The organism is Streptomyces sp. NPDC058001, from assembly GCF_042886315.1.
In the GTDB taxonomy this organism is placed as follows: Bacteria; Actinomycetota; Actinomycetes; order Streptomycetales; family Streptomycetaceae; genus Streptomyces.
The window spans coordinates 84,952-107,718 of the sequence record NZ_JBHVQT010000010.1; the positions used below are offsets into that span (position 1 = coordinate 84,952).

Annotated in this window: 22 protein-coding genes; 12 read left to right on the forward strand and 10 right to left on the reverse strand. The window is 71.5% G+C overall.

The window, feature by feature from the left end; translation table 11 throughout:
• Nucleotides 1-32 precede the first annotated feature (32 nt).
• The 5 genes from ACFVT5_RS25165 (at nt 33) to ACFVT5_RS25185 (ending at nt 7,227) form a co-directional block, all read left to right on the forward strand.
• Entirely contained in the window at nt 33-2,441 is a 2,409-nt protein-coding gene (locus ACFVT5_RS25165; protein ID WP_389892191.1) for a tetratricopeptide repeat protein, read from the forward strand.
• A 218-nt stretch (nt 2,442-2,659) separates the two neighbouring features.
• Nucleotides 2,660-3,940: an aspartate kinase gene (locus ACFVT5_RS25170; protein WP_389892194.1), complete on the forward strand. Its 1,281-nt coding sequence runs from the start codon at nt 2,660-2,662 to the stop codon at nt 3,938-3,940.
• Nucleotides 3,937-4,995, forward strand: a complete 1,059-nt coding sequence (locus tag ACFVT5_RS25175; RefSeq protein WP_389892197.1) for an aspartate-semialdehyde dehydrogenase — start codon at nt 3,937-3,939, stop codon at nt 4,993-4,995. The genes ACFVT5_RS25170 and ACFVT5_RS25175 overlap by 4 nt, the downstream gene beginning before the upstream one ends.
• 424 nt (nt 4,996-5,419) lie before the next feature.
• Nucleotides 5,420-6,100, forward strand: coding sequence for a SigE family RNA polymerase sigma factor (locus ACFVT5_RS25180; protein ID WP_389892200.1), 681 nt, complete (start codon nt 5,420-5,422; stop codon nt 6,098-6,100).
• Nucleotides 6,097-7,227: a hypothetical protein gene (locus ACFVT5_RS25185; RefSeq protein WP_389892203.1), complete on the forward strand. Its 1,131-nt coding sequence runs from the start codon at nt 6,097-6,099 to the stop codon at nt 7,225-7,227. Before ACFVT5_RS25180 ends, ACFVT5_RS25185 begins: the two co-directional genes overlap by 4 nt.
• A 39-nt stretch (nt 7,228-7,266) precedes the next feature.
• Here the strand turns inward: ACFVT5_RS25185 and ACFVT5_RS25190 are convergent, their stop codons facing one another.
• The 3 genes from ACFVT5_RS25190 to ACFVT5_RS25200 form a co-directional block, all read right to left on the reverse strand.
• Entirely contained in the window at nt 7,267-8,034 is a 768-nt protein-coding gene (locus ACFVT5_RS25190; protein WP_389892205.1) for an SURF1 family protein, read from the reverse strand.
• Nucleotides 8,035-8,269: 235 nt separating this feature from the next.
• Entirely contained in the window at nt 8,270-10,111 is a 1,842-nt protein-coding gene (locus ACFVT5_RS25195; protein WP_389892208.1) for a prolyl oligopeptidase family serine peptidase, read from the reverse strand.
• A gap of 192 nt (nt 10,112-10,303) precedes the next feature.
• Nucleotides 10,304-10,642, reverse strand: coding sequence for a DUF6191 domain-containing protein (locus ACFVT5_RS25200; protein WP_389892211.1), 339 nt, complete (start codon nt 10,640-10,642; stop codon nt 10,304-10,306).
• Nucleotides 10,643-10,753: 111 nt separating this feature from the next.
• On the opposite strand from ACFVT5_RS25200, the gene ACFVT5_RS25205 reads away from it, so the two are divergent.
• Both ACFVT5_RS25205 and ACFVT5_RS25210 read left to right on the forward strand, forming a co-directional pair.
• Nucleotides 10,754-11,233, forward strand: a complete 480-nt coding sequence (locus tag ACFVT5_RS25205) for a BlaI/MecI/CopY family transcriptional regulator (protein WP_389892214.1) — start codon at nt 10,754-10,756, stop codon at nt 11,231-11,233.
• A 9-nt stretch (nt 11,234-11,242) separates the two neighbouring features.
• The gene (locus tag ACFVT5_RS25210; RefSeq protein WP_389892217.1) at nt 11,243-12,187 is read left to right on the forward strand and encodes a M56 family metallopeptidase; all 945 of its coding nucleotides are present in this window, start codon (nt 11,243-11,245) and stop codon (nt 12,185-12,187) included.
• Between the two features lie 106 nt (nt 12,188-12,293).
• Here ACFVT5_RS25210 and ACFVT5_RS25215 read toward each other — a convergent pair whose 3' ends face one another.
• The 3 genes from ACFVT5_RS25215 to ACFVT5_RS25225 form a co-directional block, all read right to left on the reverse strand.
• Nucleotides 12,294-12,749, reverse strand: a complete 456-nt coding sequence (locus tag ACFVT5_RS25215) for a tellurite resistance TerB family protein (RefSeq protein WP_389892220.1) — start codon at nt 12,747-12,749, stop codon at nt 12,294-12,296.
• A 51-nt stretch (nt 12,750-12,800) separates the two neighbouring features.
• The gene (locus ACFVT5_RS25220; protein WP_389892223.1) at nt 12,801-13,880 is read right to left on the reverse strand and encodes a PucR family transcriptional regulator; all 1,080 of its coding nucleotides are present in this window, start codon (nt 13,878-13,880) and stop codon (nt 12,801-12,803) included.
• A gap of 145 nt (nt 13,881-14,025) precedes the next feature.
• A complete protein-coding gene (locus tag ACFVT5_RS25225; protein ID WP_389892225.1) occupies nt 14,026-14,433 on the reverse strand; it encodes a rodlin in 408 nt (135 codons plus the stop codon).
• Nucleotides 14,434-14,736: 303 nt separating this feature from the next.
• On the opposite strand from ACFVT5_RS25225, the gene ACFVT5_RS25230 reads away from it, so the two are divergent.
• Nucleotides 14,737-14,883, forward strand: coding sequence for a hypothetical protein (locus tag ACFVT5_RS25230; RefSeq protein ID WP_389892227.1), 147 nt, complete (start codon nt 14,737-14,739; stop codon nt 14,881-14,883).
• 123 nt (nt 14,884-15,006) lie between these two features.
• Here the strand turns inward: ACFVT5_RS25230 and ACFVT5_RS25235 are convergent, their stop codons facing one another.
• Together ACFVT5_RS25235 and ACFVT5_RS25240 are read right to left on the reverse strand one after the other, a co-directional pair.
• On the reverse strand, nt 15,007-15,417 hold the full coding sequence (locus ACFVT5_RS25235) for a rodlin (RefSeq protein ID WP_389892229.1): 411 nt from the start codon (nt 15,415-15,417) through the stop codon (nt 15,007-15,009).
• 177 nt (nt 15,418-15,594) lie between these two features.
• Nucleotides 15,595-15,990 carry a hypothetical protein gene (locus ACFVT5_RS25240; RefSeq protein ID WP_389892232.1) on the reverse strand — a complete coding sequence of 132 codons (396 nt, stop codon included), beginning with the start codon at nt 15,988-15,990 and terminating at the stop codon, nt 15,595-15,597.
• Between the two features lie 265 nt (nt 15,991-16,255).
• On the opposite strand from ACFVT5_RS25240, the gene ACFVT5_RS25245 reads away from it, so the two are divergent.
• From ACFVT5_RS25245 to ACFVT5_RS25255, 3 genes are all read left to right on the forward strand, one after another.
• The gene (locus ACFVT5_RS25245) at nt 16,256-16,666 is read left to right on the forward strand and encodes a rodlin (RefSeq protein WP_389892234.1); all 411 of its coding nucleotides are present in this window, start codon (nt 16,256-16,258) and stop codon (nt 16,664-16,666) included.
• A gap of 261 nt (nt 16,667-16,927) precedes the next feature.
• Nucleotides 16,928-17,185 carry a chaplin gene (locus tag ACFVT5_RS25250; RefSeq protein WP_389892237.1) on the forward strand — a complete coding sequence of 86 codons (258 nt, stop codon included), beginning with the start codon at nt 16,928-16,930 and terminating at the stop codon, nt 17,183-17,185.
• A 100-nt stretch (nt 17,186-17,285) separates the two neighbouring features.
• Nucleotides 17,286-18,290, forward strand: coding sequence for a chaplin (locus tag ACFVT5_RS25255; protein ID WP_389892240.1), 1,005 nt, complete (start codon nt 17,286-17,288; stop codon nt 18,288-18,290).
• Nucleotides 18,291-18,423: 133 nt separating this feature from the next.
• Here the strand turns inward: ACFVT5_RS25255 and ACFVT5_RS25260 are convergent, their stop codons facing one another.
• Nucleotides 18,424-19,680 (reverse strand): FAD-dependent oxidoreductase, encoded by a 1,257-nt coding sequence (locus ACFVT5_RS25260; protein ID WP_389892243.1) that lies wholly within the window; start codon nt 19,678-19,680, stop codon nt 18,424-18,426.
• Entirely contained in the window at nt 19,680-21,026 is a 1,347-nt protein-coding gene (locus ACFVT5_RS25265; protein ID WP_389892246.1) for an ATP-grasp domain-containing protein, read from the reverse strand. Before ACFVT5_RS25265 ends, ACFVT5_RS25260 begins: the two co-directional genes overlap by 1 nt.
• A 158-nt stretch (nt 21,027-21,184) precedes the next feature.
• Here ACFVT5_RS25265 and ACFVT5_RS25270 point away from each other — a divergent pair, with 158 nt between their 5' ends.
• A complete protein-coding gene (locus tag ACFVT5_RS25270) occupies nt 21,185-22,582 on the forward strand; it encodes a glycoside hydrolase family 26 protein (RefSeq protein ID WP_389892249.1) in 1,398 nt (465 codons plus the stop codon).
• Nucleotides 22,583-22,767 lie beyond the last annotated feature (185 nt).

Below are 22,767 nucleotides of genomic sequence, written 5' to 3' on the forward strand. Positions count from 1 at the left end.
GGTTCGGGTGTGGGCGCGGCATCATGTGGCGTATGAGCGGGATGTTCGAGCGGCGGCCGGTGGTGGGGGCCTCGGGGGACGGGGCCGTGGCGGCGCAGGGGGACATCGGTGTCGCCGTCACCGGGGCCGGTGCGATCGGGACCGTACGGATCGATCACGCCACCGTGCTGCCGGCCGGCGCGTATCCGCAGGCCGCGTCCGTGGAGTGGCCCGCCGGGCTGACGAATCTGCCCGAGCGGCCCACTCTGTTCGTCGGGCGTGACCGTGAACTCGCCCTGCTGGACGCGGCGTTGGCGAGTCCCGGTGGCGCCGTCGTGCACGCCGTGCACGGCCTGGGCGGTATCGGCAAGTCCACGCTGGCCGCGCGCTGGGCCGCCGACCGGGCCCGGCGTACCCCCGTCTGGTGGATCACCGCCGAGAGCCCCGCGTCCGTCGACGCCGGACTCGCCTCGCTGGCCGGCACCCTCCAGCCGGCCCTGACGACCCTCCTCCAGCAACGGCAGTTGCGCGACTGGGCACTTCAGTGGCTCACCGCGCACGACGACTGGCTGGTCGTCCTCGACAACGTCTCCGACCCGGCCGACCTCAAGCCGCTGCTCGCCGCGACCACCGGACGGTTCCTGATCACCAGCCGGCGCGCCACCGGCTGGCACGGCATCGCCGATCCCATCAGCCTCGACGTCCTCGAACCCGCCGAGGCCGCCGACCTGTTCACCCGGATCTGCCCCGGCGCGGGCGACGGCACCGCCGAGGTCTGCGCCGAACTGGGCTGTCTCCCGCTCGCCGTCGAACAGGCCGCCGCCTACTGCGCCGAGACCGGCGCCACCGCCCGCGAATACCTCGACCTGCTCGCCGACTACCCGGCCCATATGTACACGGCCACCGCGGAAGGCGGTGACATCCAGCGGACCGTCGCCCGGGTTTGGCGCCTCACCCTGGACCGCATCGCCGACGACCCGCTCGCCGTCACCATCCTGCTGGCCCTCGCCTGGTACGCGCCCGACGGCATCCCCCGTTCCCTCCTGGACACCCTCGGTGCCCGCCCCGCCGTGCACCGCGCCGTCGGCCGCCTCGCCGCGCACAGCATGCTCACCCTGCACGGCACCACCTCGCACGGCACCACGCTGTCCGTGCACCGGCTGGTCCAGGCCGTCGCCCGTACGCCCGACCCCGACGATCCGCACCGCGGCCCCGGCGCCGTCGCGCAGGCCCGGGAGATCGCCGCCGAATCCCTCGCCGAGTCGCTGCCCACCGACGCCGACGACCCGGCCGGCTGGCCCGAATGGCGCACCCTGCTGCCGCACGTCGAGGCGATGGCCGAGCACAGCCCGCAGGACGCCGACCCCGTCGAACTGGCGCGTGCCGTCAGCCGGTTGGGCGCGTTCATGTCCGAACAGGGCATGTCCCAGCGCGCCCTGCGGTTCCTGGAACGCGGTGCGGCCGGTCTGCTGCGGCACCTCGGCCCGGACCACCCCAGCGTGCTGATCGCCCGTAACCGCCTGGTCAGCCGGCAGCCGCTGCCCGTCGCCGAGGCCGAGCGCCATCTCGCCGACTGCGAACGGGTCCTCGGCCCGCGCCACCCCGAGACCCTCACCGCGCGCTACGAACTCGCCGGTGCCTGCCTCAAGGCCGACGACGCCGAACGGGCCGGGCGGATCGTCGAACACGTGGTGAAGCTCCGCACCCGGGTCCTGGGCGCCGGACACCCCGGCACCATCGAGGCCCGGACGGCCGGCGCCATGATCCTCGTCAGGGCCGGGAACCTGCCGGGCGCCGTGGACGGCCTGCGACGCACCATCGCCGACAGTGCCCGCGCGCTCGGCGAGACCCATCCGGCGACACTGGACGCCCGCGGCCGGCTGTCCCAGGTGTCGAACCTGGGAAGCCTCCTGGGCGACGACGCGGGAGCCACCCTGATGAGCATCGGAACCCGGCTCGACGAGAGTGAACTCACCTCCATGGTCAAGGACTTCAGCCAGTCCGTCGACCCGGACGAGACGCAGGAATGGGCCCGCCGCCAGGTCGTCGCCGCCGAGGAACAGCTGGCGGACTGTGAGCGCGTACTCGGCCCCGGACATCTGGAGACCATCCAGGCCCGGCTCACGCTCGCGCAGCTCTCCGTGTTCAGCCGGGACATCGAGGGCGCCCTCGCGCACGCCGAACGCAGCGCCGAGGACGCGGCGCGCCATCTCGGCCCCGACGACGCGGCGACCCTCAGCGCGCGCGGAATCCTCCTGCTGATGCACCTCGTCCAGAGGGCCGAGTCGAACGGGTCCTTCGACCTGGACGACGCCATGGACTCCGCCCGGCAGGTCCTGGGCGGCGACTCCCCGGCGTTCCGGGAACTCCTCAGCCGCGCCGACTCGCTACGCACCTCGCTGGAGGAGGAGGACGACCCCGGTGCTCCCCAGCTCCCTCCGGGTGTGAGCCCGGACGTGTGAGCCGGACGTGTGAGCCCGGACGTGTGAGCCGGGACACTTTCCGGAGTGGCCGCAGATACAGGGGGCAGGTTCCGCGATGGAGCGGGCCGTCCGGTCGGGTGATCACGTGGTGGGCGGGACATCTCACCATGTGATACGTACCCGGCCGTGACCGGCCGCTCGTTAAACTGAGCCGACCGCAGTGGTGCGGACCGAGACGGAATGAGCGAGGAGCGCACGTGGGCCTTGTCGTGCAGAAGTACGGAGGCTCCTCCGTAGCCGATGCCGAGGGCATCAAGCGCGTCGCCAAGCGGATCGTGGAAGCCAAGAAGAACGGCAACCAGGTGGTTGTCGTGGTCTCCGCGATGGGCGACACGACGGACGAGCTGATCGATCTCGCCGGGCAGGTATCCCCGATGCCGGCCGGGCGTGAGTTCGACATGCTGCTGACCGCCGGGGAGCGGATCTCCATGGCCCTGCTGGCGATGGCGATCAAAAACCTCGGCCACGAGGCCCAGTCCTTCACGGGCAGCCAGGCGGGCGTCATCACCGACTCGGTCCACAACCAGGCGCGCATCATCGATGTCACGCCGGGCCGTATCCGTACCGCACTGGACGAGGGCAACATCGCCATCGTCGCCGGGTTCCAGGGCGTGTCGCAGGACAAGAAGGACATCACCACGCTCGGCCGGGGCGGCAGTGACACCACGGCAGTCGCCCTCGCCGCCGCGCTCGACGCGGAGGTCTGCGAGATCTACACCGACGTGGACGGCGTCTTCACCGCCGACCCCCGGGTCGTCAAGAAGGCCCGGAAGATCGACTGGATCTCCTTCGAGGACATGCTGGAGCTGGCCAGCTCCGGCTCCAAGGTGCTCCTCCACCGCTGTGTGGAGTACGCACGCCGGTACGACATCCCGATCCATGTCCGGTCGTCCTTCTCGGGCCTCCAGGGCACCTGGGTCAGCAGCGAAGCACACGCCAGGCAAGGGGACCAGAAGGTGGAGCAGGCCATCATCTCGGGTGTCGCGCACGACACCTCCGAGGCGAAGATCACCGTAGTAGGCGTCCCGGACAAGCCCGGCGAGGCCGCCTCGATCTTCCGCGCCATCGCCGATGCCGCGGTCAACATCGACATGGTCGTGCAGAACGTGTCCGCCGCGTCGACCGGTCTGACGGACATCTCGTTCACGCTCCCGAAGACCGAGGGCCGCAAGGCCATCGACGCCCTGGAGCGCACCAAGTCCGCGTCCGGCTTCGAGTCCCTGCGCTACGACGACCAGATCGCCAAGATCTCCCTCGTCGGCGCCGGTATGAAGACCAACCCGGGCGTGACGGCGACCTTCTTCGAGGCGCTCAGCGACGCGGGCGTCAACATCGAACTCATCTCGACCTCCGAGATCCGTATCTCGGTGGTCACCCGCGCCGACGACGTCAAGGAAGCCGTCCGCGCCGTCCACAGCGCGTTCGGCCTCGACTCGGACTCGGACGAGGCCGTCGTGTACGGGGGCACCGGGCGATGACCGGGCGACCGACGCTCGCGGTCGTGGGAGCGACCGGAGCCGTCGGCGCGGTCATGCTCCAGATCCTGTCCCAGCACGCGGACATCTGGGGCGAGATCCGACTCGTCGCGTCACCGCGCTCGGCCGGCCGCAAGCTGACCGTGCGCGGTGCCGAGACCGAGGTCGTCGCCCTCACCGAGGAAGCGTTCGACGGCGTCGACCTCGCGATGTTCGACGTGCCCGACGACATCGCCGCGCGCTGGGCGCCGATCGCCGCCGCCAAGGGCGTGATCGTCGTGGACAACTCCGCCGCCTTCCGGATGGACCCGGACGTGCCGCTGGTCGTGCCCGAGGTCAATCCGCACGCCGCCCGGGTCCGGCCGCGCGGCATCGTCGCCAACCCGAACTGCACCACCCTGTCGATGATCGTCGCGATCGGCGCGCTGCACGCCGAGTTCGGGCTGCGAGAGCTGATCGTCTCCTCGTACCAGGCGGTGAGCGGCGCGGGCCGCGCGGGCATCGACACGCTGCGCGAACAGATCAACCTCGTCGCCGGTACGGAGCTGGGCACCTCACCCGGCGACGTACGCCGTGCCGTCGGCGACCGCACCGGCCCCTTCCCGGAACCGGTCGCGCTGAACGTCGTACCGTGGGCCGGCTCGCTGCGCGAGGACGGCTGGTCGTCCGAGGAGATGAAGGTACGGGACGAGTCCCGCAAGATCCTCGGGCTGCCGGACCTGCGGGTCACCGCGACCTGCGTCCGGGTACCGGTCGTCACGACGCACGCGCTGACCGTGCACGCCCGCTTCGAGAACGAGGTCACGGTCGACCGCGCCCGGGAGATTCTCGCCACGGCGCCCGGCGTCGTCCTCTTCGACAACCCGGCCGCCGGTGAGTTCCCCACCCCGGCCGATGTCGTCGGCACCGACCCCACCTGGGTCGGCCGCGTCCGCCGCTCCCTCGACGACCCGACCGCGCTGGAACTCTTCGTGTGCGGCGACAATCTGCGCAAGGGTGCCGCCCTCAACACCGCGCAGATCGCCGAGCTGATCGCGGCGGAACTGGCCAGGGGCTGAGTCAGGGGCTGAGCCAGGGGCTGAGCGAGGAGCTGAGCCACGGGCTGAGCCAGGAAAATCGGTGCTCCGCACGTTCGATAGCCGGACTCCCTCTGGTGTTCACCGGATTCATTTGTAGGATCTGTGTGTGTTCCATGAAACGGCAGGGGGCCGTGTCATGTGAGCCGGGCCGTCCTGGCCGTCGTCATGGCGGCCGAAATTTCTCCCCGCCCTGTGCAACCGCGCACACGGCGGGGAGCGTCTTTGCGGTCGCCTTCCGGGGCGTCGGGTGCGGGACATATCGGGGCACGAGGGAAGAGCTGGTACGCATGTGGGCATGTGACGTGACGTCAGGAAGGGCGCCCGGCGAGAGTGTGATGCCTGTCGCGTACAAGACGGCCGGCGCCGCGTACAACCCTGCCGGGGGGACGCGTGTCCAACAGGCGTGGCAGAGGTACTCGAATTCACAGTGGTCCAGGTGCGGGGCGCGGCTCTGCGCCCGGCCGGCCGTCCCCGCAGGCCCGGCGCACCGCTCGGCGGTATGCCCGTGATCGCGCCGGTGCCGGCGGCGCGGTCCACCCGCGTACCGTCGCAGCGCGGCGGTGACGCCGCGGGCGCCGAGGCCGTGGCCGAGGGGACCACTGTCGACCACCTCACCGAGACCTATCGCGCGCACTACCGGTCGCTGCTCGGTCTCGCCGCCCTGCTCCTGGACGACACGGCCTCCTGCGAGGACGTGGTCCAGGAGGCGTTCATCCGCGTGCACTCCGCGCGTAAACGGGTCCGTGACCCCGACAAGACCCTCGCGTATCTCCGGCAGACCGTGGTGAACCTCTCCCGGTCCGCGCTGCGCCGCCGCATCCTCGGGCTGAAGCTGCTGTCCAAGCCGATGCCGGACATGGCGAGCGCCGAGGAGGGCGCCTATGACCAACTGGAGCGCGACGCCCTCATCAAGGCGATGCGCGGACTCCAGCGGCGCCAGCGCGAGGTCCTCGTCCTGCGGTACTTCGCGGACATGACCGAGTCCCAGGTCGCCGAGACCCTCGGTATCTCCTTGGGCTCGGTGAAGGCATACGGCTCTCGCGGCATAGCCGCCCTGCGCGTCGCCATGGGGGCGTCGGCATGAGCAAGCACGAGTGGTACGAGAACGAGCAACACGCTGGGAACGGAACTGTGAACCACGGCCCCGATCGCTCGCCCGACGACGCGGATCACACGCCCGACGGCCCCGACACCGGTGCCTTTGATCTGGGCTCCGACGAGCCGGCGCTGCGCAGGCTGATGCAGCAAGCCGTGCAGAACATCGAGCCGGTCGACGGCACCCTCGACCATCTGCGCCGGGCGGTGCCCGCGCGGCGCGCCCGTAAGCGGCAGGCCGTCGTCGGGATGGCCGCCGCCGCGCTGCTCATCGGCACCGCGATCCCCGCCCTGGTCCATGTCTCCAACGCCGGCGGCTCGGGCGACGACCGCACGTCCATCGCCGGACACGGCGAGCAGACACAGGGCGGTACGGGACGGGGCAAGGGCGCCGACAGCGGCCACAAGGACTCCGACAGCCCGTCCGACAAGGCCAGCTCCCAAGGCAAGGGCGACAAGAAGGACAAGCCGGGCGACAAGGGGAAGGGTGCCGACGCGACCGGCGGTTCCGGCAACCCGTCCGGCACGGTGGCGTCCAACGCGCCCGCGTGCGGCGTCTCGGAACTCGGAAGCGCCAACACGGTGGTCGGCAGCCCGGACGCCGAGGGCAAGGTGTACGGCACGTTCCGGGTCACCAACATCTCCGGGGCCGGCTGTTCCGTCGAGGGCGGCGGCTCCGTGAGCACCGCGGTCGCGGGCGCGGCCGACCAGGGCAAGGTCATCACGGCGACGCACACCGCCGGTGACGCGGCCACCGGACTGCCCGCTCCCTCGGACGCGGCGGCCCCGGTCCTGCTCCACCCCGGTGCCTCGTACGAGGTGCGCTTCGCCTGGGTCCCGTCCGAGAGCTGTCCCCCCGGCGGCGGCAGCACGGGCGGTCCCTCACCGGACCCGTCACCGTCGGACCCCGGCACGGCATCGGCCGGCGCCGGAGGGGCCGGAGGCACCGGGGATCAGGGCACATCGGCGCAGCTGTACCGCGAAGACGGGGGGCAGGCCGACGGCAGTGTGACGGTCTCCCACACGGCCGAGCCGGGCGGACCCTCCACCGGCGCCACGATCCCCAACGCGTGCGCGGGCACGGTGTACTACACGGGTGTTCTGCCCGCGTCGTAGTCGTTCCCCCAGCCGTTTCTGTACGGGGGCCGGGGTGGCTCAGCTCTGTGTGGCGGGGGTGAGTCCCAGGGCGGCGTCGCGGGCGAACTCGGCCTCGCGGCGCAGCAGTCGGAACCACATGAACACCACGAACCCCGCGAAGACGAACCACTCGCCGGTGTAGCCCAGATTCTGGAACGCCTTCAGATCCAGGCCCGTACCCTGCGGCGCCGTCGCGGGCACCGGCTTCATCCCGCCGTCCGCGCGGTCGACGGTGACCCAGGCGTCGTACACGTCGTACGGCACGAGGTTCACCAGCGATGCCGCGCTGATCAGGCCGAGCTGGCCCTTGGGCAGTCCGCTGACGGTGCCGGAACCCGGGCTCTCGGATGCCTGGAGGGCGCCGGTGACGGTGACCTCGCCGGTCGGTGCCGCGGGGACCCGGGCCGGGTCGACATCGCCGGGCAGCCAGCCCCGGACCACGGGCAGTGCCCTGCCGCCGCCGTCGTCGGTACGGAACATCGAGACCACGTAGAAGCCGCGCTTGCCGTCGAGTTCACGGTCCGGGACGAGCAGTTGCTCGCCGTACCGGCCGGTGGCCCGCGCGCGCTTTCCCGACGTCTCCTTGTCCACGGGGAGCAGGGAGGCCAGCGGTCTTGCCGCCGCGGTCTTGTTCTCGGCGGACTGCTCGGTCTCGGACCGATGGTCCTTCACCCGGTCCTCGAACCGGCCAAGCTGCCAGGACCCCATGAAAACGCAGAAGGGGATGGCGAGCACGACGAACACGTTGATCCCCCACCAGCGGGGGGTCAGCAGGAACCGGTACACCTCTTCACCGTACGTGGTCCCTGCCGGGGGCTGACCGGTGGGGGGCCGGGGGCTCCGCCCCTCTGGCCCCCGCCGGGGAGATCGCGGTTCGGCACCGCCGGTCACCTTCGCGGAGGTGCGCGCCGTCGCGGCGGAGTGAGTAGAGGGGCTGCCGCCCCTTCACTGACCCCGCGCTGCTGCGGCGGGGACGGCGGAGGGGCCGGCGCCCCCCCACAGACCCCCTCCCCAGACCCCGCTAAACCGCCGGAGGCACGTGCTTGGCCAGGAAGGTCAGTTCCAAGCTGACCTGTTTGATGCGTTCGTCGACGACCAGGGAGCCATGGCCCGCGTCATAGCGGTAGACCTCGTGGACGGCCTCGCGGGCGGCCAGGCGGGATACGTAGTTCTCGACCTGTTGGATCGGGCAGCGTGGGTCGTTGACGCCTGCCGAGATGTAGACCGGGGCCTTCACGGCGTCGACGTAGGTCAGCGGGGACGAGGCCGCGAAACGCTCGGGGACCTCCTCAGGGGTGCCGCCGAGCAGGGTCCGGTCCATCGCCTTCAGCGCTTCCATCTCGTCGTGGTAGGCCGTCACATAGTCCGCGACCGGCACCGCCGCGAGCCCCACCGCCCAGGCGTCCGGCTGGGTGCCGAGTCCGAGAAGGGTGAGATAGCCGCCCCAGGAACCGCCCGTGAGGACAAGCCGCTCCGGGTCGGCGAGACCGGACGTCACCGCCCACTCCCGCACCGCCGCGATGTCCTCCAGCTCGATCAGCCCGACCCGGTGCTTGAGGGCGTCGGTCCACTCCCTGCCGTACCCCGTCGAGCCCCGGTAGTTGACCCGCACCACCGCGTACCCATGGTCCACCCAGGCCGCCGGGCCCGCCGCGAAGGAGTCGCTGTCGTGCCAGGTCGGCCCGCCGTGGATGTCGAAGACGGTGGGCAGCGGCCCGCTCGCCCCGGCCGGCTTCTGGATCAGCGCGTGGATGCGCCCGCCGGGCCCTTCCACCCACACGTCCTCCACCGGCACCGACGCGGGCGCCCGCATCCCCGGCGGGTCGAGGACCACCCCGCCCGCCGTGGACCGCACGACCGGCGGCTCCGCGGCCGACGACCACAGATACTCGACCGTGCCGTCCGGCCGGGCCGTCGCCCCGGACACCGAACCCGGCGGTGTCTCGATCCGGGTCAGCGCGCCCGACGCGAAGTCGAACCGCCACATGTCGCTGCGCGCCTCGAAGCTGTGCACGATCAGCAGCGCCGAACCGTCCGGATACCACTCCGCCGACACATCCCCGGGCAGATCGAGCCCGAGGTCCCGTTCCGCACCCGACACCACGTCCCACACCATCGGCTCCCAGCGCCCGCGCCGCTGATGACCGACGAGCAGCCGGGTGTCCCCGTCGACCGGGGCGAAGCCCAGTACCTCCAGGCCCAGCTCCTCCGTACCGCCCTTGGTGTCGTCCAGGTCGGCGACCGGCGAACCGTCCGGCCTCATCACCCGCAGCGCCGAGTGCATCGCGTCACCGTGCTCGGTGTGCTCGATCGCGATCAGCGAACCGTCGTGCGAGAGGTCGCCCACGCCCGCCGACTCCCGGTGCCGGTACACCTCGACCGGGTCGCCGTCGCCCCGCACGACATGGATCGTCGAGCCGTCCTCGTCGGTGGAGCGCCCCACCACGGCAAGGCGTTGGTCCCGCCCGATCGCCAGGCCCGCCGGATACGAGGCGTCGAGCCCCGGCACCGCCACCGGGTCGCCGCCGTCTGGGGCGTCCCCTTCCTCGTACCCCTCGAAGGGGTGGCGGCGCCACACGCCGAACTCGTCGCCGTCCTTGTCGTCGAACCACCAGATCCACGCGCCGTCCGGCGACAGCGTCCCGTCCGTGGTCCCATTCGCTCGATCGGTCACCCGCCGCTGCTCCCCGGTGCCCCGGTCCCAGGCGTACAACTCATACGTCCCCGTCGCGTTCGACACGAACAGCGACCGGTGCGGTGCGTCCTCCGCCCAGTCCGGCAGCGACACCCGGGGCGCCCGGAAGCGCTTCTCCCAGTCCGGCATCGTGCTGTCCCCACCCACGGGCCCGTTGCTCTCAGTCATGGCCCCATAGTGCACGCACCGACCCACAATCCGCTGGCGAGGTCCCCAGCCTGTGGATAACTTCCGGGATGTACGCGTCAGGACGCCCTGCGGGACCGCGGTTGGGTAGCGCCCCGAAGGGGCGCGGGGAACTGCGCGACCAGCCGGTCGCCGAAATGCGCTTACTGAAGTGCGTTTACTGAAAAGCGCCCGCTAAAGGCCACGCGCTCCCGGTCCGTCCGGCGTCGGCACGTGTATCACGGCCACCCCGCCGTCCAGGTCCACCCGGGTGCGGTGCGGTGGGGCGCCGTCCTCCTCGTCGTCCCGCATGATCAGGGCCGACTGCCGCTCCTTGAGTTCGTGCTGCTTGCCGGGGGACAGGGCGCCGTGCAACTGCTCGAAACCGGTGGCCGACACCTGTCCCACGCGCGCGCTGTTACGCCACGGCAGCACACCGGCGCGCCCGGCGCGCAACAGCAGCTGATCGACCAGGGCGATCACCGTGAGCAGGATGACGAGCCCAGGCAACGTGGCGAAGACGACGAATTCCATACGGGCCAGTCTTGCCGCCGAAAGGGCCCGGCGACACCCCCGCGCCGGCACCGGGGCGGGTCGTAGCATGGGACATCGCTCCACGGGCGGACGAGGGGAGGTGAGGTGCGGATGTCGAACACGCCAGGCACGTCGAAAACTCCAGCCACGTCGAACACGCCAGGCACGTCGGACACATCGGGTACGTCAGGCACGTCGGACGCCGGTGACGGCGCGGGGCGTGCGCGGCGGCGCGGGCAAGGGGAACTGGAGGCCCAGGTGCTGGGCGCGCTGCGGCGGGCGCCGGGTCCGGTGAACGCCGGCTGGGTCCAGGAGGCCCTGGGCGACGACCTCGCGTACACCACCGTGATCACCATCCTGACCCGGCTGCACGACAAAGGCGCGGTCACCCGCGAGCGCGCGGGCCGCTCCTTCGCCTGGCGCGCCGCCTCCGACGAGGCGGGCCTCGCCGCCCTGCGCATGCGCCGCGTCCTGGACGGCGAGTCCGACCGTGAGGCGGTGCTCGCCCGGTTCGTGACGGCGCTGTCGCCCGACGACGAACGGCTGCTCAGGGACCTCCTGGAGCGCCCCGACGGCCTCGCGGACGGCTGAGACCGGGCCATGGGGGTCTTCGTCTTCCTGCCGCTGGTGTTCCCGCTCACCGCGATGCCGGTGGCCCGTCTCGCCGAACAGCACCTCCACCCGCGCCTCGCCACCCGGCTGCTGACCGCGCTCGCCGTGGTCCTCGCCGTGTGCAGCACCCTGTGCCTGGGCCTGCTCGTGGTGGTCGGTACGGCGCAACTGCCCGGCAATCCGCTGCCCGACGCCTGGTCCGATCCGGAGGTCAGGGCCGCGCTGCCGTACGACGAGGTCGCGGGCCGCACGGCGATCGCCGTCCTGTGCGCGGTCGCCGTGGCCTGCGCCGCTACCCTCTGGCGCCACCGCGCCGTGCACCGCGCCGCCCACCGCGCCCTGACCGCCCTGCCCCGGGCCGACGCGTCCTCCGATATCGCCGTCGTCCCCGACCCGGCCCCGTACGCCTACGCCCTCCCCGGCACCCCCCGGGGCCGCGTCGTCGTCTCCACCGGCATGCTCGACTCGCTGGACGCCCGTGAGCGTGGCGCCCTGGTGGCGCACGAGCGGGCCCATCTCGCGGGCCGCCACCACCGTTTCCTGCTCGCGGTACGGCTCGCCGCCCGCGCCAACCCGCTGCTACGGCCCCTTCAGGACGCCGTCGCCTACACCGCGGAACGCTGGGCCGACGAGGAAGCCGCCCGCGCGCTCGGCGACCGCAGGGCGGTGGCCCGTGCGATAGGCCGTGCCGCCCTCGTCTCGCGCGGTACGCCCTTACCGGTGCTGACCGGTTTCGCGGCGCCTGGTCCCGTACCCCGCCGGGTCGCCGCGCTGCTCGGCCCCGCGCCCGCGGACCGCACCTGGCCCCCGGCGTCGACGGTGGTCGGCCTCGCCGTGTGGACGGCGGCGATGGGCGCGGCGGGCTCGGCGCTGTCCTCCGCGAACGCCACCGTGACCCTCTTCCTCGTCCTCAAGGCCGCCACCGCGATCTGAGATCTCCATAGACCGCAGAGCAGAACGCAGAACGCGGCCGATACGAGGCGTAGCACCTCGTACCGGCCGCTCACCGCGCACGGCGGACCTGCGGATCGGGGCGGACCTACAGGTCGAACTCGTGCGGCGGCAGATCGAGGGTGAAGCACGCCTCACGGACCACGGCCTGTTCCGTCTTGTCGAAGTCGCCGTCGGCGCCACCGATGACGATGCCGATCTGGATGACGGCCCGTGCCTCGGCGGGCTTCTTCTTGGCCTTGGCGATCTCCTGGAGGACGCTCACCTTGCCGAAGGCGAAGTCGGCGGTGAGCTTGTTCAGGTTCTCCTCGAACCGGCGCCGGAGGTCGTCGGCGGGGAAGTTCTGGAGGACCTCGTTGGTGCCGATGAGCTGGGCGACGCGCTGCCGCTCGGCGGGGTCGATGTGCCCGTCGGCCGCGGCGACCAGCGCGCACATCGCCATGCTGGCGTCACGGAACGCGCCGCTCTTGAGGTCGTTCTTCTTCGCCGTGAGCTGGGTCTGCATCGTCGATGCGGATTCCTTGATGCGATCCCACAGGGCCATGCGTTCTCCGTTGGTCTCGTCCGGCTAACTTCTACAGCACTGTAGAAATTATCAGGGACCGGTCGCCCGTGCGGGCCAGTCGAGCAGCCGCGCCCCGATCACCGCGGTCTGCAAGGTGTACCGCTGCACCGGATCGGACGGATCGGCGCCGGTCAGCCGGTGGATGCGCGCCAGGCGGTAGGTCAGCGCCCGCACGCTCAGCGAGAGCCGCCGGGCGGCCTCGGCGGCGACACAGCCCGCGTCGAAGTACGCGGAGAGCGTGTCGAGCAACGGCACCGCGCCCCCGCGCGCCTGCTCCAGCGGCCCCAAAGTGTGGTGGACCAGGTCGGCCATCGCCTGCCGGTCCCGGGACAGGACCGGGAACACCAGCAGATCGGCGGCGCGCAGCACAGGCCCGTCGAAGGCGAGCCGCGAGGCCAGATCGAGCGTGCTGAGCGCTTCCTCGTACGAGTGCGTCACCCCGCCGACGCCGGGCTGTGGCCGCCCGATGCCGATCCGGGACCCGCCGGTCGCCGCGAACGCCTGCTTGGCGAAGAAGTTGAGGACGTCGTGCTGGTCGCCCGGCGCGACGCACACCATCCGCCCGTCCTTGGTGGTGAGCAGCGTGCTCCGGTCGCCGAACCGGGCGATGAGCGCCTGCTCCACCTGCCGGGGCACCGAGTCGCCCTCCTCGTAGCCGATCGTGCCCTCCGCCACGGCGACCGCGTGCGCCGTGGAGAACCGCAGCCCGAACCGCTCCGCGCGGGCGGCGAGCCGGCCCAGGTCGCTGCGGCCGTGCAGCAGGTCGTCGATGAACTCCCGTCGCGCGGCCTCCTCCTGGCGCACCGCGATCCGCTGGGCCCGCTCGTACCCCTCGGCGACGGCGTCGATGGCCTGCTCGACGGCGGCGAGTACCCGGTCGAGGGCGGCGCCGGAGCGCAGCGTGGGCCCAGTGGGCCAGTGCGCGCGGGTCGCGGCGAGATGCGCGGTGATCAGCGGGCGCATCCGCACGCCCGCCTCGGCGGCCTGTTCGCCCAGGGCGCGCCGTTCCTGGAGTTCCTCACGGGTGAGCCGGCGCCCGGTCTCGGCGACCTCGCCGAGCACACGGGCGTACCCGTCGAGGTAGTCCTCGGGTATGTCCTTGCCCGTCATGTAGCCCCCGATTTCCTTGCTGAGTCCTTACGCCTTTTTAACGCATCCGTACGGGAAGGCGCCCCGGGCCCCTCGGCGCCACCGGCTCCGGGCAGCACGAAGGGGGTCGACCGGCACGACGGTCGACCCCCTTCCGAGGCGGCGGTCAGTGGTTGCCGGCGCCGTTGCCCGAGAGGACCGGGATGTCGTCCAGGATGTGCGACAGCGCCTCGTCGCCCTTTGCCTGGGTGGAGTTCTCGGTGCACTGCTGGTTCTGCGGGGAGGACAGGACGTTGATGTCCTGGACCGCGATCGGCCACCAGCCGATCAGCGAACCGGCGTTGACCTTGGCCGGCAGAGCGACACAGGGCTTGTTGAGCGAGCCCTGCACGAGCGCGAACTGCGGGCTCATGTCACCGTGCGTGGCGGAGTTGCCGTAGACCTGCGAGGCGCCGTTGCCGCTGAGCGAGGTCGTACCGCCGTCGTCACCGATCGCCAGGGCCTGGGGGGCGGCCATCGCCGTGACACCGGCAACGGAGGCGGCGACAGCCGCGGCTGCCCACAGCTTCTTCATGTGTGTTCCCTTTCGAAAGCGGGCTCCGGGGGATGGAGCTGCGTGATGATCAACTGCGTGTTCGACCCGGGGGTTGCGCCAGACGACCCTTTTGGCGGAGCGCGCCCGGCGCAGTGGGGGCGCTGCCCATGTCAGGCACGGCGTCGGCGCGTTGGACCCGGCGACGGGACATCCGCCCGTTCACCCCAGGGCCTCGTTTCGTTCCGCCACCGCTGAGGAACGAATGGCGCGGCGCACGTCCACCGATGACGAGGGAACATGACGGCAACTAAGGGTGGCTGGAAGAGACAGGGATTCATCCCGGTGAGCCGCAGAGCACCCGGCCACCAATCGCCGGAGCCGGTGTACACCTCGCTCGTGGAGGCGTGGCACCGAGCGGGCCGTACGGTGCCGGGCCGCCCCGACCCGGAGTGGGACACGCTCGTCACCCGGGAGATCTGGCCCCGGTGACGGGGACACCACCGGTAAGGGCGAACACATGGCGTCCGCCCACACATGGCATCCGCCTGGGGCGGCGCAGCAGCGAACGGGCCGCCGTGGTGGTCACGGCGGCCCGTTCGCGTGGTGCCGGGATCAGTCGTTGCCGGCGCCGTTGCCCGAGAGCACCGGGATGTTGCTCAGGATGTGCGACAGCGGCTCGTCGCCCTTGGCCTGCGTCGAGTTCTCGGTGCACTGCTGGTTCTGCGGGTTGGACAGGACGTTGACGTCCTGGACCGAGATCGGCACGACGCCGCCCAGCGAACCGGCGTTGACCTTGGCCGGCAGGCCGATGCAGGGCTTGTTCAGCGAACCCTGGATGAGCGCGAACTGCGGGCTCATGTCGCCGTACGTGGCGGAGTTGCCGTAGACCTGCTCGGCGCCGTTGCCGCTCAGCGACGTGGTGCCGCCGTCGTTGCCGATGGCCAGCGCCGGGGCGGTCGCGGCCGCCGTGGCTCCGATGACGGAAGCGGAGATGGCCGCGGCGGCCATAACCTTCTTGATCACGAATTTTCCCTTCTGAGAAGCCCCGTCCCGTGGCTCTCTGCCCGTCCCGGAGCGCCCTGCCCAACTTCGGCGGCCGGGCATGGTTGCTGCGCTTCACTCCGATGGCGTACACGGCGGGGGTGACAGGGGAGCGAACGGGTGCGTGAGCGGTGCGTATGCGGGCGCCGGGGGCGCGAGTTATCCGAGGCGCGCGGGCCGGTTCGGGCGCCGGTGCAGATGGAGGAACGACAGTCGGGTCACGGTGTCCCGGTACGGGCCGGGCGCGCCGAAGGCCACCGGGCGGGGCTCGGCGTCGCCGAGCAGATCCGTGTCCTCCGGGGCGATCCGCCAGGACAGCTTCCCGGCGGCGGTGTCGACGTGCACGACGCGCCAGCCCCCCGGATCGGGGGCCGTGACGCAGCCCGCGTGGAGGCGCGAGACATAGGCGATGAGGGCGGCGCGCTCCTTGTTGAGCGTGTCCAACTCCTCGTGCACGGTGGCGAGTCGGTCCACGAGCCGCAGCTCGCGATCCGTCCACGCGCCGTGCGGTCCGCTGCTGCTCGGCTTGCCGTTCTTGATGATCACGCGCTTCACGGAATCCTTCCACTGCCGATGACGGCAGAGTCGTCCCCGATGGCCGGGGCGAATTCACTGAGTCGGGGTCGGCCGAATAGATAATCGGATCTTGGGCGGCCGACCGGAGAGGGTGCGCGCGGTTTTTTTGGCGCTGTGGTCAACGGATCCCTCTGCGCCAAGCGGATGACGCGGGCCGACCGGGTGAAGCTCCGCAACCAAACCGGCGGGCCGTAGTTGTGCAGAGGGCCAGTAACTTGTCCTGCAGAAAAGGAACCCTGGAAAAATGTTCAAGAAGGTTATGGCCGCGGCCGGTGTCGCTGTCTCCGTGGTCGGTATCTCGGCCGCCGCCGCCCCCCAGGCGCTGGCGATCGGTGACGACGGCGGTACGACCTCGGTCAGCGGCAACGGCTCCTCGCAGGTCTACGGCAACTCCGCCACGCACGGTGACATGAGCCCGCAGTTCGCGCTCGTGCAGGGCTCGCTGAACAAGCCCTGTGTCGCTCTGCCGGTCAAGGGCAACCTGGGTTCGCTGGGCGGCGTCGTGCCGATCGCGGTCCAGGACATCAACGTCCTGTCCTCCCCGCAGAACCAGCAGTGCACCGAGAACTCCACCCAGGCGAAGGGCGACGAGGCGCTGTCGCACATCCTGAGCAACATCCCGGTCCTCTCGGGCAACGGTGTCGGCAACGGCTGAACCAGGCCGAGCGCGTCACGGCACCCGGGCCGCCCGTAACTCCGAGCGCGGGCGGCCCGCGTGCCGCACGGCCCGTCCGGTGCGGCGGCGGAGCCGTTTTATTTATACCGAGCCCTATGTTCTTTCCGGTTGTTCGGGTGAATGAAAAAAAGGAACAGAGGGCGTGGTTTCCTCCCCTGTTCGTGGTCGTTTGACAGTTCGCAGGTCATGGTGCGGGCCATCAATGCCGTGTCCGCTCGGTTTTATCGCCGAAACATCGCCATGACCGCCGAGAAGGGATATCCCGTGAAGCTCAAGAAGACGGCGACGGTTGTCGCCGGCATGCTCATGGCCATGGGCGTCGCCGCCCCCGCGTTCGCGGACGCCGGCGCCGAGGGTGCCGCCGTGGGTTCGCCGGGCGTTCTGTCCGGCAACGTCGTCCAGATCCCGGTCCACATCCCGGTCAACGCGTGTGGCAACACCGGCAACCTGTTCGCGCTGCTGAACCCGACCTTCGGCAACGCCTGCGCCAACAAGTGACTTAGCGCGCCAGCTTGGCTGGCCGCGTTACCCGCCGGCTTCGGCCCGTCCCTGACGGTGCCGGGGCCGGCATTCCAACTGCGAGCAGGAAGACCCCTAGATGCGACAGGCTCTCAGCAAGGGAATGCTCACCGCCGCCGCGGCCACGAGCATCCTGTCCCTGCCGGGCGGTTACGCCTTCGCCGCGGACGCCGACGGATCGGCGGCGGAGTCGCCCGGCGTGCTGTCGGGCAACAGTGTGTCGGCGCCGATCGAGGTGCCGATCAATGTCTGCGGCAACTCGGCGAACGTGGTGTCGGCGCTGAACCCCTCGTTCGGCAACAACTGTTCGAGCCACGAGGCCCAGCAGCGGACCTCGGCCCCGGCTCCCCACAAGGTCCAGGCACCTCGCGCGGCCCCGGCCCCGGGGGTTGCCCCGGCCCCCAGGGCGGCTCCGGTTCCCCGGGCGGCCCCCGCGCGGCAGGAGGCTCCGGTGCGACATGCGGCTCCGGTACGGCATGAGGTTCCGGTCCAGCATGGCGCTCCGGCGCCCGCTCCCGCCGAGCGCGAGTCCGGTCCTTACGCCGGGCCCGCCACACACACTGCTCCCGCACGGCACACCGCGCCGAACCACCGTGAGCACCAAGGGAGTTCGGCCCAAGGGCGGGCCGAGGGTTCGCCCGGGTTGCTCTCCGGCAATCTGCTCGGGGCGCCCCTGGATCTCCCGGCGAACGTGTGCGGCAACACCGTGAATGTCGTGGCGCTGCTCAACCCCGCCTTCGGCAACCGGTGTGCCAATGCGGCGCCGAGGCCGGCGCCGACGCCGGCGCCCGAGGAAGTGCCGCCGGGTGTGGGAGTGCCGCCGGGTGTGGGAGTGCCCGGAACTCCCCCCGTGGTGCGGGTCGTTCCGCCGAGGCCCGCGCCGGCTCCCGCGCCTGGGATTCCCACGACCCGAATGGTGCCGCCCTCGTCCGTGGCGGCGGTCCACCACAACCCCGTGGGGCGGGCCACTCTGGCGGAGACCGGTGCCGATGGGGGTGTGATCGGCGCGGCTGCGGCGAGTTTCGCCCTGTTGATCGGTGGCGGAGTTCTGTACCGGCGTGGACTCGCGGCGGCGCGGCCGTAGCACTCCGTGCCTACCTGGTTCCCGGCCGGGAAGTGACGTCTGCGGCGTCCTTCCCGGCCGGTGCGTTGTTCCTTGTCAGCGGGTCCGTCGTGGCTGGTCGCGCAGTTCCCCGCGCCCCTGTCGGGGCGCTTTCCTATCGGGGGGCGTTCATCAGGCTTCGGGGGCGGGTTGGGGTGGGGAGGGTCAGTTTGGGGCCTGGGTGGCGTAGGTGGTGGTTGATGCCCTTGACCAGGCGGGATGCTGTGTACGTCGCGCCGTGGACGAAGCGCATCGCGGGGCCGAAGGCCGATGCCGTGACCAGGCCGGCCAGGAACAGGCCCGGCCAGGAGGACTCGAAGTCGACGCTGACCTCCGGTGAGCCGTCGGCCCAGGCCGCGAGGCCGTCCCGTAGCTCGTCCGAGAGCAGGTCCATGCGGTCACAGGTGGGGCGGAAGCCCGTCGCCGCGATGACATGGTCGGTTTCGAAGGGGGCGAGCGGTCCGGAGGGGCCCGTTACGTCGAGGCGTACGCGGCTGCCCTCCGCTGTCGCCCGGGTGATCCGGTGGCCGAGGACGACCTGGACGGACGGCTCGACCCGGTCGCGTACCCACCAGGCGCCCGCCGGGCCCAGGGCAGAGGACGCGATCCGGGTGCGGGTCGACTCCGGGAGGCGGCGGAAGGCTCCGGGGAGTTCCGCGTAGCACCAGTTGCGCCAGCCGGGGCCCAGGCCGCTGTGCGGGGTGCGGGCCGACTGCCACCAGGGGCGCTGCCAGGGGAGCGGCACCGTGTTCCAGTTGAGGCGGTCCGAGCGGGCCAGGACGCGGACACGGGTGCCCTGTTCGGCGAGGAGCGCGGCGGTCTCCAGGGCGGCCTGTCCGGCGCCGACCACGGTGACGTCCAGACCGTGGAAGCGGAGCAGATCGCTGTGGTGGCTGCTGTGCGAGACCAGGTCGGGGCCGAGGTCGCGCAGCGCGGCGGGGATCTCCGTGAACGGCAGCACGCCGACGGCCAGCGCGACCGCGCGGGCGTGCACGATCTCACCGTCCGAGGTGACCGCACGGTAGCCGCCGGGCCCGGTGCCGACCCCCGTGACCATGCGTTCGTCGACGCCGGGCACCGCACGTTCGGCGAACCACATCCCGTACCGCGCGAAGGTCTCCACCGGGATCGGCTCGGCGTGCCGGGCCGGGACGCCGATGCCGGCGCAGTAGGTGTCGAGGCCGAACCGGGCGTCCGGGTCGGACAGATGGGACGCCCACGGCTCCGACTTCAGGTACATACCGCGAGGCATGTGGTCGCGCCATGACGCCATCGGTCTGCCGAAGACACGGACGTCGAGGCCGGACGCCGCGGCGTGCGAGGCGATCGACAGGCCGTAGGGTCCGGCTCCGACCACCACCAGGTCGTACATCAACAACTGCTCGCTTTCTCGTCGTCGCGCCGGGCGGCCCCGCCGGCGTCGGTGCCCGGGTCGTCGACCCCGGCGGGGGCTGGGTCGGGGGCGCCCGCCTGACGTCCCACCGGAGCCGGGGTGCGGATCGGTGGGACGCGCCGTGGCGGCAGGACCGTGCGGCGGAGCAGGCCCGGCAGTTTGTGTGCGACGTGTCGGCTCCACAGGGCGGCCATGGCCAGGCCGGGGGCGCGGTCGTCGGGCGCGTACCAGGCCAGTTCGCTCAGGTGGCCCGGCGCGGGAAGGGTGCGCAGGGCGGCGAGCGGGGCGTAGTTCTCGACCACGAAGGTGCGGCCCGGCAGCGGCGCCGGCTCCGGCAGCGACCGGTGCGTGAGGTCGAGGTGCAGCGCGCGCACCACGTCAAGGCCGGTCGCGTCGGCGAAGAGCCGGAACTGCGCCCCGGGACGCGGATTGAAGTCGAGCAGGTGGTACGTACCCGCCTCGGGGTCGAGCCGGAAGTCCAGGTCGAGGATGCCCCGGTACCCCAGGACGCGTACGAGGTCCTCGGCGGCCGACCGGAGGCGGGGGTTGGGTAGCCAGCGGCCCTCGGCGGTCAGGCCCGCGCCCGGCGGCCAGGCGCGGTGTTTCCAGCCGGAGCCGCCGCCGTGCACCGTGCCCGAGCGGTCCGCGTACCCGTGGAAGAACCAGTCGCGGCGCGGGCCCGGCGGCAGATACGCCTGGAGGAGCAGCCGGCTGCCCGCGTCGCCGGTGCGCCGGTACAGCGCCTCGGCCTCGTGCGCGGAGCGCAGCAGCGTCGTGCTGCGAAGGTCCGAATCGGGCGGCAGCAGCCACGGGCGGCTCCATTTCGCGACCACCGGCAGGCCCAACTGCCAGGCCGCTGCCGCCGCCTGCGCCGGGCTCTCCGGGATCAGCGTCACCGGGTGCGGGAGGTCCAGGGCGCGGCAGACCTCGGCGAGTTCGGCCTTGTCGGCGACGCGTTCGGGCAGTCCGCCCGGCTGGCTCGGCAGCAGGAACAGGTCGGTCAGCTCGCGGTAGAGGCGGCTCACGGCGATGGCACTCGCGTCGTCCATCGGGATCAGCACCGCCGGGCGCCCCACGCGCGCGGCGACCCGGCGCAGTACGGCCGCGATGTCGCCGGGTGTCGCGCCGGGGCGCGGGGGAGGGTGCATCCGGTGCAGGAACCGGGAATGCGGCACCGGGCTTCCGGCGGATTCCGCGACGGCGTGGACCTCGACTCCGCAGCGCCCCAGTGAGCGTACGGCGCCGAGTGTGCCGTGATGAAAAGGGTTCCGGTCGATCCGCAACAGAACGGCCGGAACTCGGGGATCGAGCAAGGACACGGTCATCTCCTCCACTTTCACTCACCCGACCGGGGGAGACACACCCGCAATGGGTTAAGGGGCACGATCGGCGCAATAGAAATATTTATGACTCGGCGTCAGCAGGCAGGGTCGAATACAGCAGGCAGGGTCGAACGCGGAGCACACCAGCCCGAGGAGCAGGTATGGCCAATCAGCAGCGAGGGATCGTCAGGGGACGCCTTCTCTCGATCGCCGCGGGGGTCGTCGCGTCCGCGGCCCTCGCGTCCGGTACGGCGTTCGCCGTGCCCGGCACCCTCCCGGGGAGCGGCCCGCCGGCCGCGGCGCCGACGCCCCCGCCCGCAGCCGTGGCCCCCACCGACCCGACGGCGGCCACGGCACCCACCACCACAACGACACCCACACCGACAACGACACCGGTCGCCCCGACGACACCCACGGCTCCCACGACACCCGCGGCTCCCACCGCACCGGTGGCTCCCACCGCGCCCACCGCACCGGTGGCTCCCGCCGCACCCGCCGTCCCCGCCAAGCCGGCCGACGAACCCGCCAAACCGGCAGTGCCGCCCTTCTTCGGCGCCTACCTCGACTACGGGCCCCGAGGCGTCCAGCGCATCGCCGAGCTGGGCAAATGGCTCGGCGGCGCCGATCTCCGGGTCGGGCACACCTACCTGCCGGGCGACCGCTGGGCGGGCATCGAGGGCAAGGTCGACTTCCTCGACAACTGGGCGACCTGGCGACGCGCCGAACCCGACCGGATGTTCGTCCTCAACGTGCCCATGGCCGAGCGCAACGAGGAGGGGCTCAGCGACGACCGGGTCCGGACGAACCTGCGCCTCGGCGCCGCCGGTTACTTCGACGCGCACTACCGCGCGCTCGCCCAGCGGCTCGTCGACCTCAAGATCCCGGACACGGTGATCGTGCTCGGCTGGGAGATGAACGGCACGACGTACAGCCACCGTTGCGGACCGGACCCGCAGGCGTGGAAGACGTACTGGAACCGGATCGTCACCACCATGCGGTCCGTGCCGGGGCAGAAATTCCGTTTCGATTTCGCGCCCAGCCGGGGACGGGACGCGGTGCCCTGGACGGATTGCTATCCCGGTGACGACACCGTCGACATCATCGGCATGGATTCCTACGACCAGCCGGGCGGAATGGACTTCGACCAACAGATCAAGGAGCCTTACGGGCTTCAGCAGCACGTCGATTTCGCGAAAGCCCACGGCAAGCCCATTTCGTACCCGGAATGGGGGCTGTTCCGTAATGGCGACAACGCGGAATACATGCGGCGCATGATCGAGTGGATGAACGCGCACAAGCCGGTCTACAACACCATCACGGACTACTGCCCGCACGGTGTCTGGCAGTGCGGGGGGAACCCGAAGGCGACGGCGGTGTACCGGGCGCTGTTGTCGGGTGGCACGGGGACGACACCTCCGGTGACTCCCCCCGTCACCCCGCCGGTGACTCCGCCCGCCAACCAGCCCGCCTGTTCGCCCCTGAACCTCGGGAACTGGGTGGAGTACTGGCTCGGTGGGAAGTTGTGTCTGCGGTTCGACTGGTTCCAACGTCGCGGGTAGGTGCGTTGCGGGGCGTGGGGTCTGGCGGCGGGTCCGTTGCGGCAGGTCGCGCAGTTCCCCGCGCCCCTTTCGGGGTGCGTCTGTCGGTGGTTGGCTGCGGGTCGGCTGTGGTTGGGTGCGCAGTTCCCCGCGCCCCTTTCGGGGTGCGTCTGTCCGTGGTCGGCTGCGGGGCCGTCGTGGCTGGT

Bases quoted from the DNA above. Each gene is read 5' to 3' on its own strand.
- ACFVT5_RS25165 (WP_389892191.1), top strand. From the start codon at position 33: ATGAGCGGGATGTTCGAGCGGCGGCCGGTGGTGGGGGCCTCGGGGGAC.
- ACFVT5_RS25175 (WP_389892197.1), top strand. From the start codon at position 3,937: ATGACCGGGCGACCGACGCTCGCGGTCGTGGGAGCGACCGGAGCCGTC.
- ACFVT5_RS25185 (WP_389892203.1), top strand. From the start codon at position 6,097: ATGAGCAAGCACGAGTGGTACGAGAACGAGCAACACGCTGGGAACGGA.
- ACFVT5_RS25195 (WP_389892208.1), bottom strand. From the start codon at position 10,111: ATGACTGAGAGCAACGGGCCCGTGGGTGGGGACAGCACGATGCCGGAC.
- ACFVT5_RS25200 (WP_389892211.1), bottom strand. From the start codon at position 10,642: ATGGAATTCGTCGTCTTCGCCACGTTGCCTGGGCTCGTCATCCTGCTC.
- ACFVT5_RS25205 (WP_389892214.1), top strand. From the start codon at position 10,754: ATGTCGAACACGCCAGGCACGTCGAAAACTCCAGCCACGTCGAACACG.
- ACFVT5_RS25210 (WP_389892217.1), top strand. From the start codon at position 11,243: ATGGGGGTCTTCGTCTTCCTGCCGCTGGTGTTCCCGCTCACCGCGATG.
- ACFVT5_RS25215 (WP_389892220.1), bottom strand. From the start codon at position 12,749: ATGGCCCTGTGGGATCGCATCAAGGAATCCGCATCGACGATGCAGACC.
- ACFVT5_RS25220 (WP_389892223.1), bottom strand. From the start codon at position 13,880: ATGACGGGCAAGGACATACCCGAGGACTACCTCGACGGGTACGCCCGT.
- ACFVT5_RS25225 (WP_389892225.1), bottom strand. From the start codon at position 14,433: ATGAAGAAGCTGTGGGCAGCCGCGGCTGTCGCCGCCTCCGTTGCCGGT.
- ACFVT5_RS25245 (WP_389892234.1), top strand. From the start codon at position 16,256: ATGTTCAAGAAGGTTATGGCCGCGGCCGGTGTCGCTGTCTCCGTGGTC.
- ACFVT5_RS25250 (WP_389892237.1), top strand. From the start codon at position 16,928: ATGACCGCCGAGAAGGGATATCCCGTGAAGCTCAAGAAGACGGCGACG.
- ACFVT5_RS25255 (WP_389892240.1), top strand. From the start codon at position 17,286: ATGCGACAGGCTCTCAGCAAGGGAATGCTCACCGCCGCCGCGGCCACG.
- ACFVT5_RS25260 (WP_389892243.1), bottom strand. From the start codon at position 19,680: ATGTACGACCTGGTGGTGGTCGGAGCCGGACCCTACGGCCTGTCGATC.
- ACFVT5_RS25265 (WP_389892246.1), bottom strand. From the start codon at position 21,026: ATGACCGTGTCCTTGCTCGATCCCCGAGTTCCGGCCGTTCTGTTGCGG.
- ACFVT5_RS25270 (WP_389892249.1), top strand. From the start codon at position 21,185: ATGGCCAATCAGCAGCGAGGGATCGTCAGGGGACGCCTTCTCTCGATC.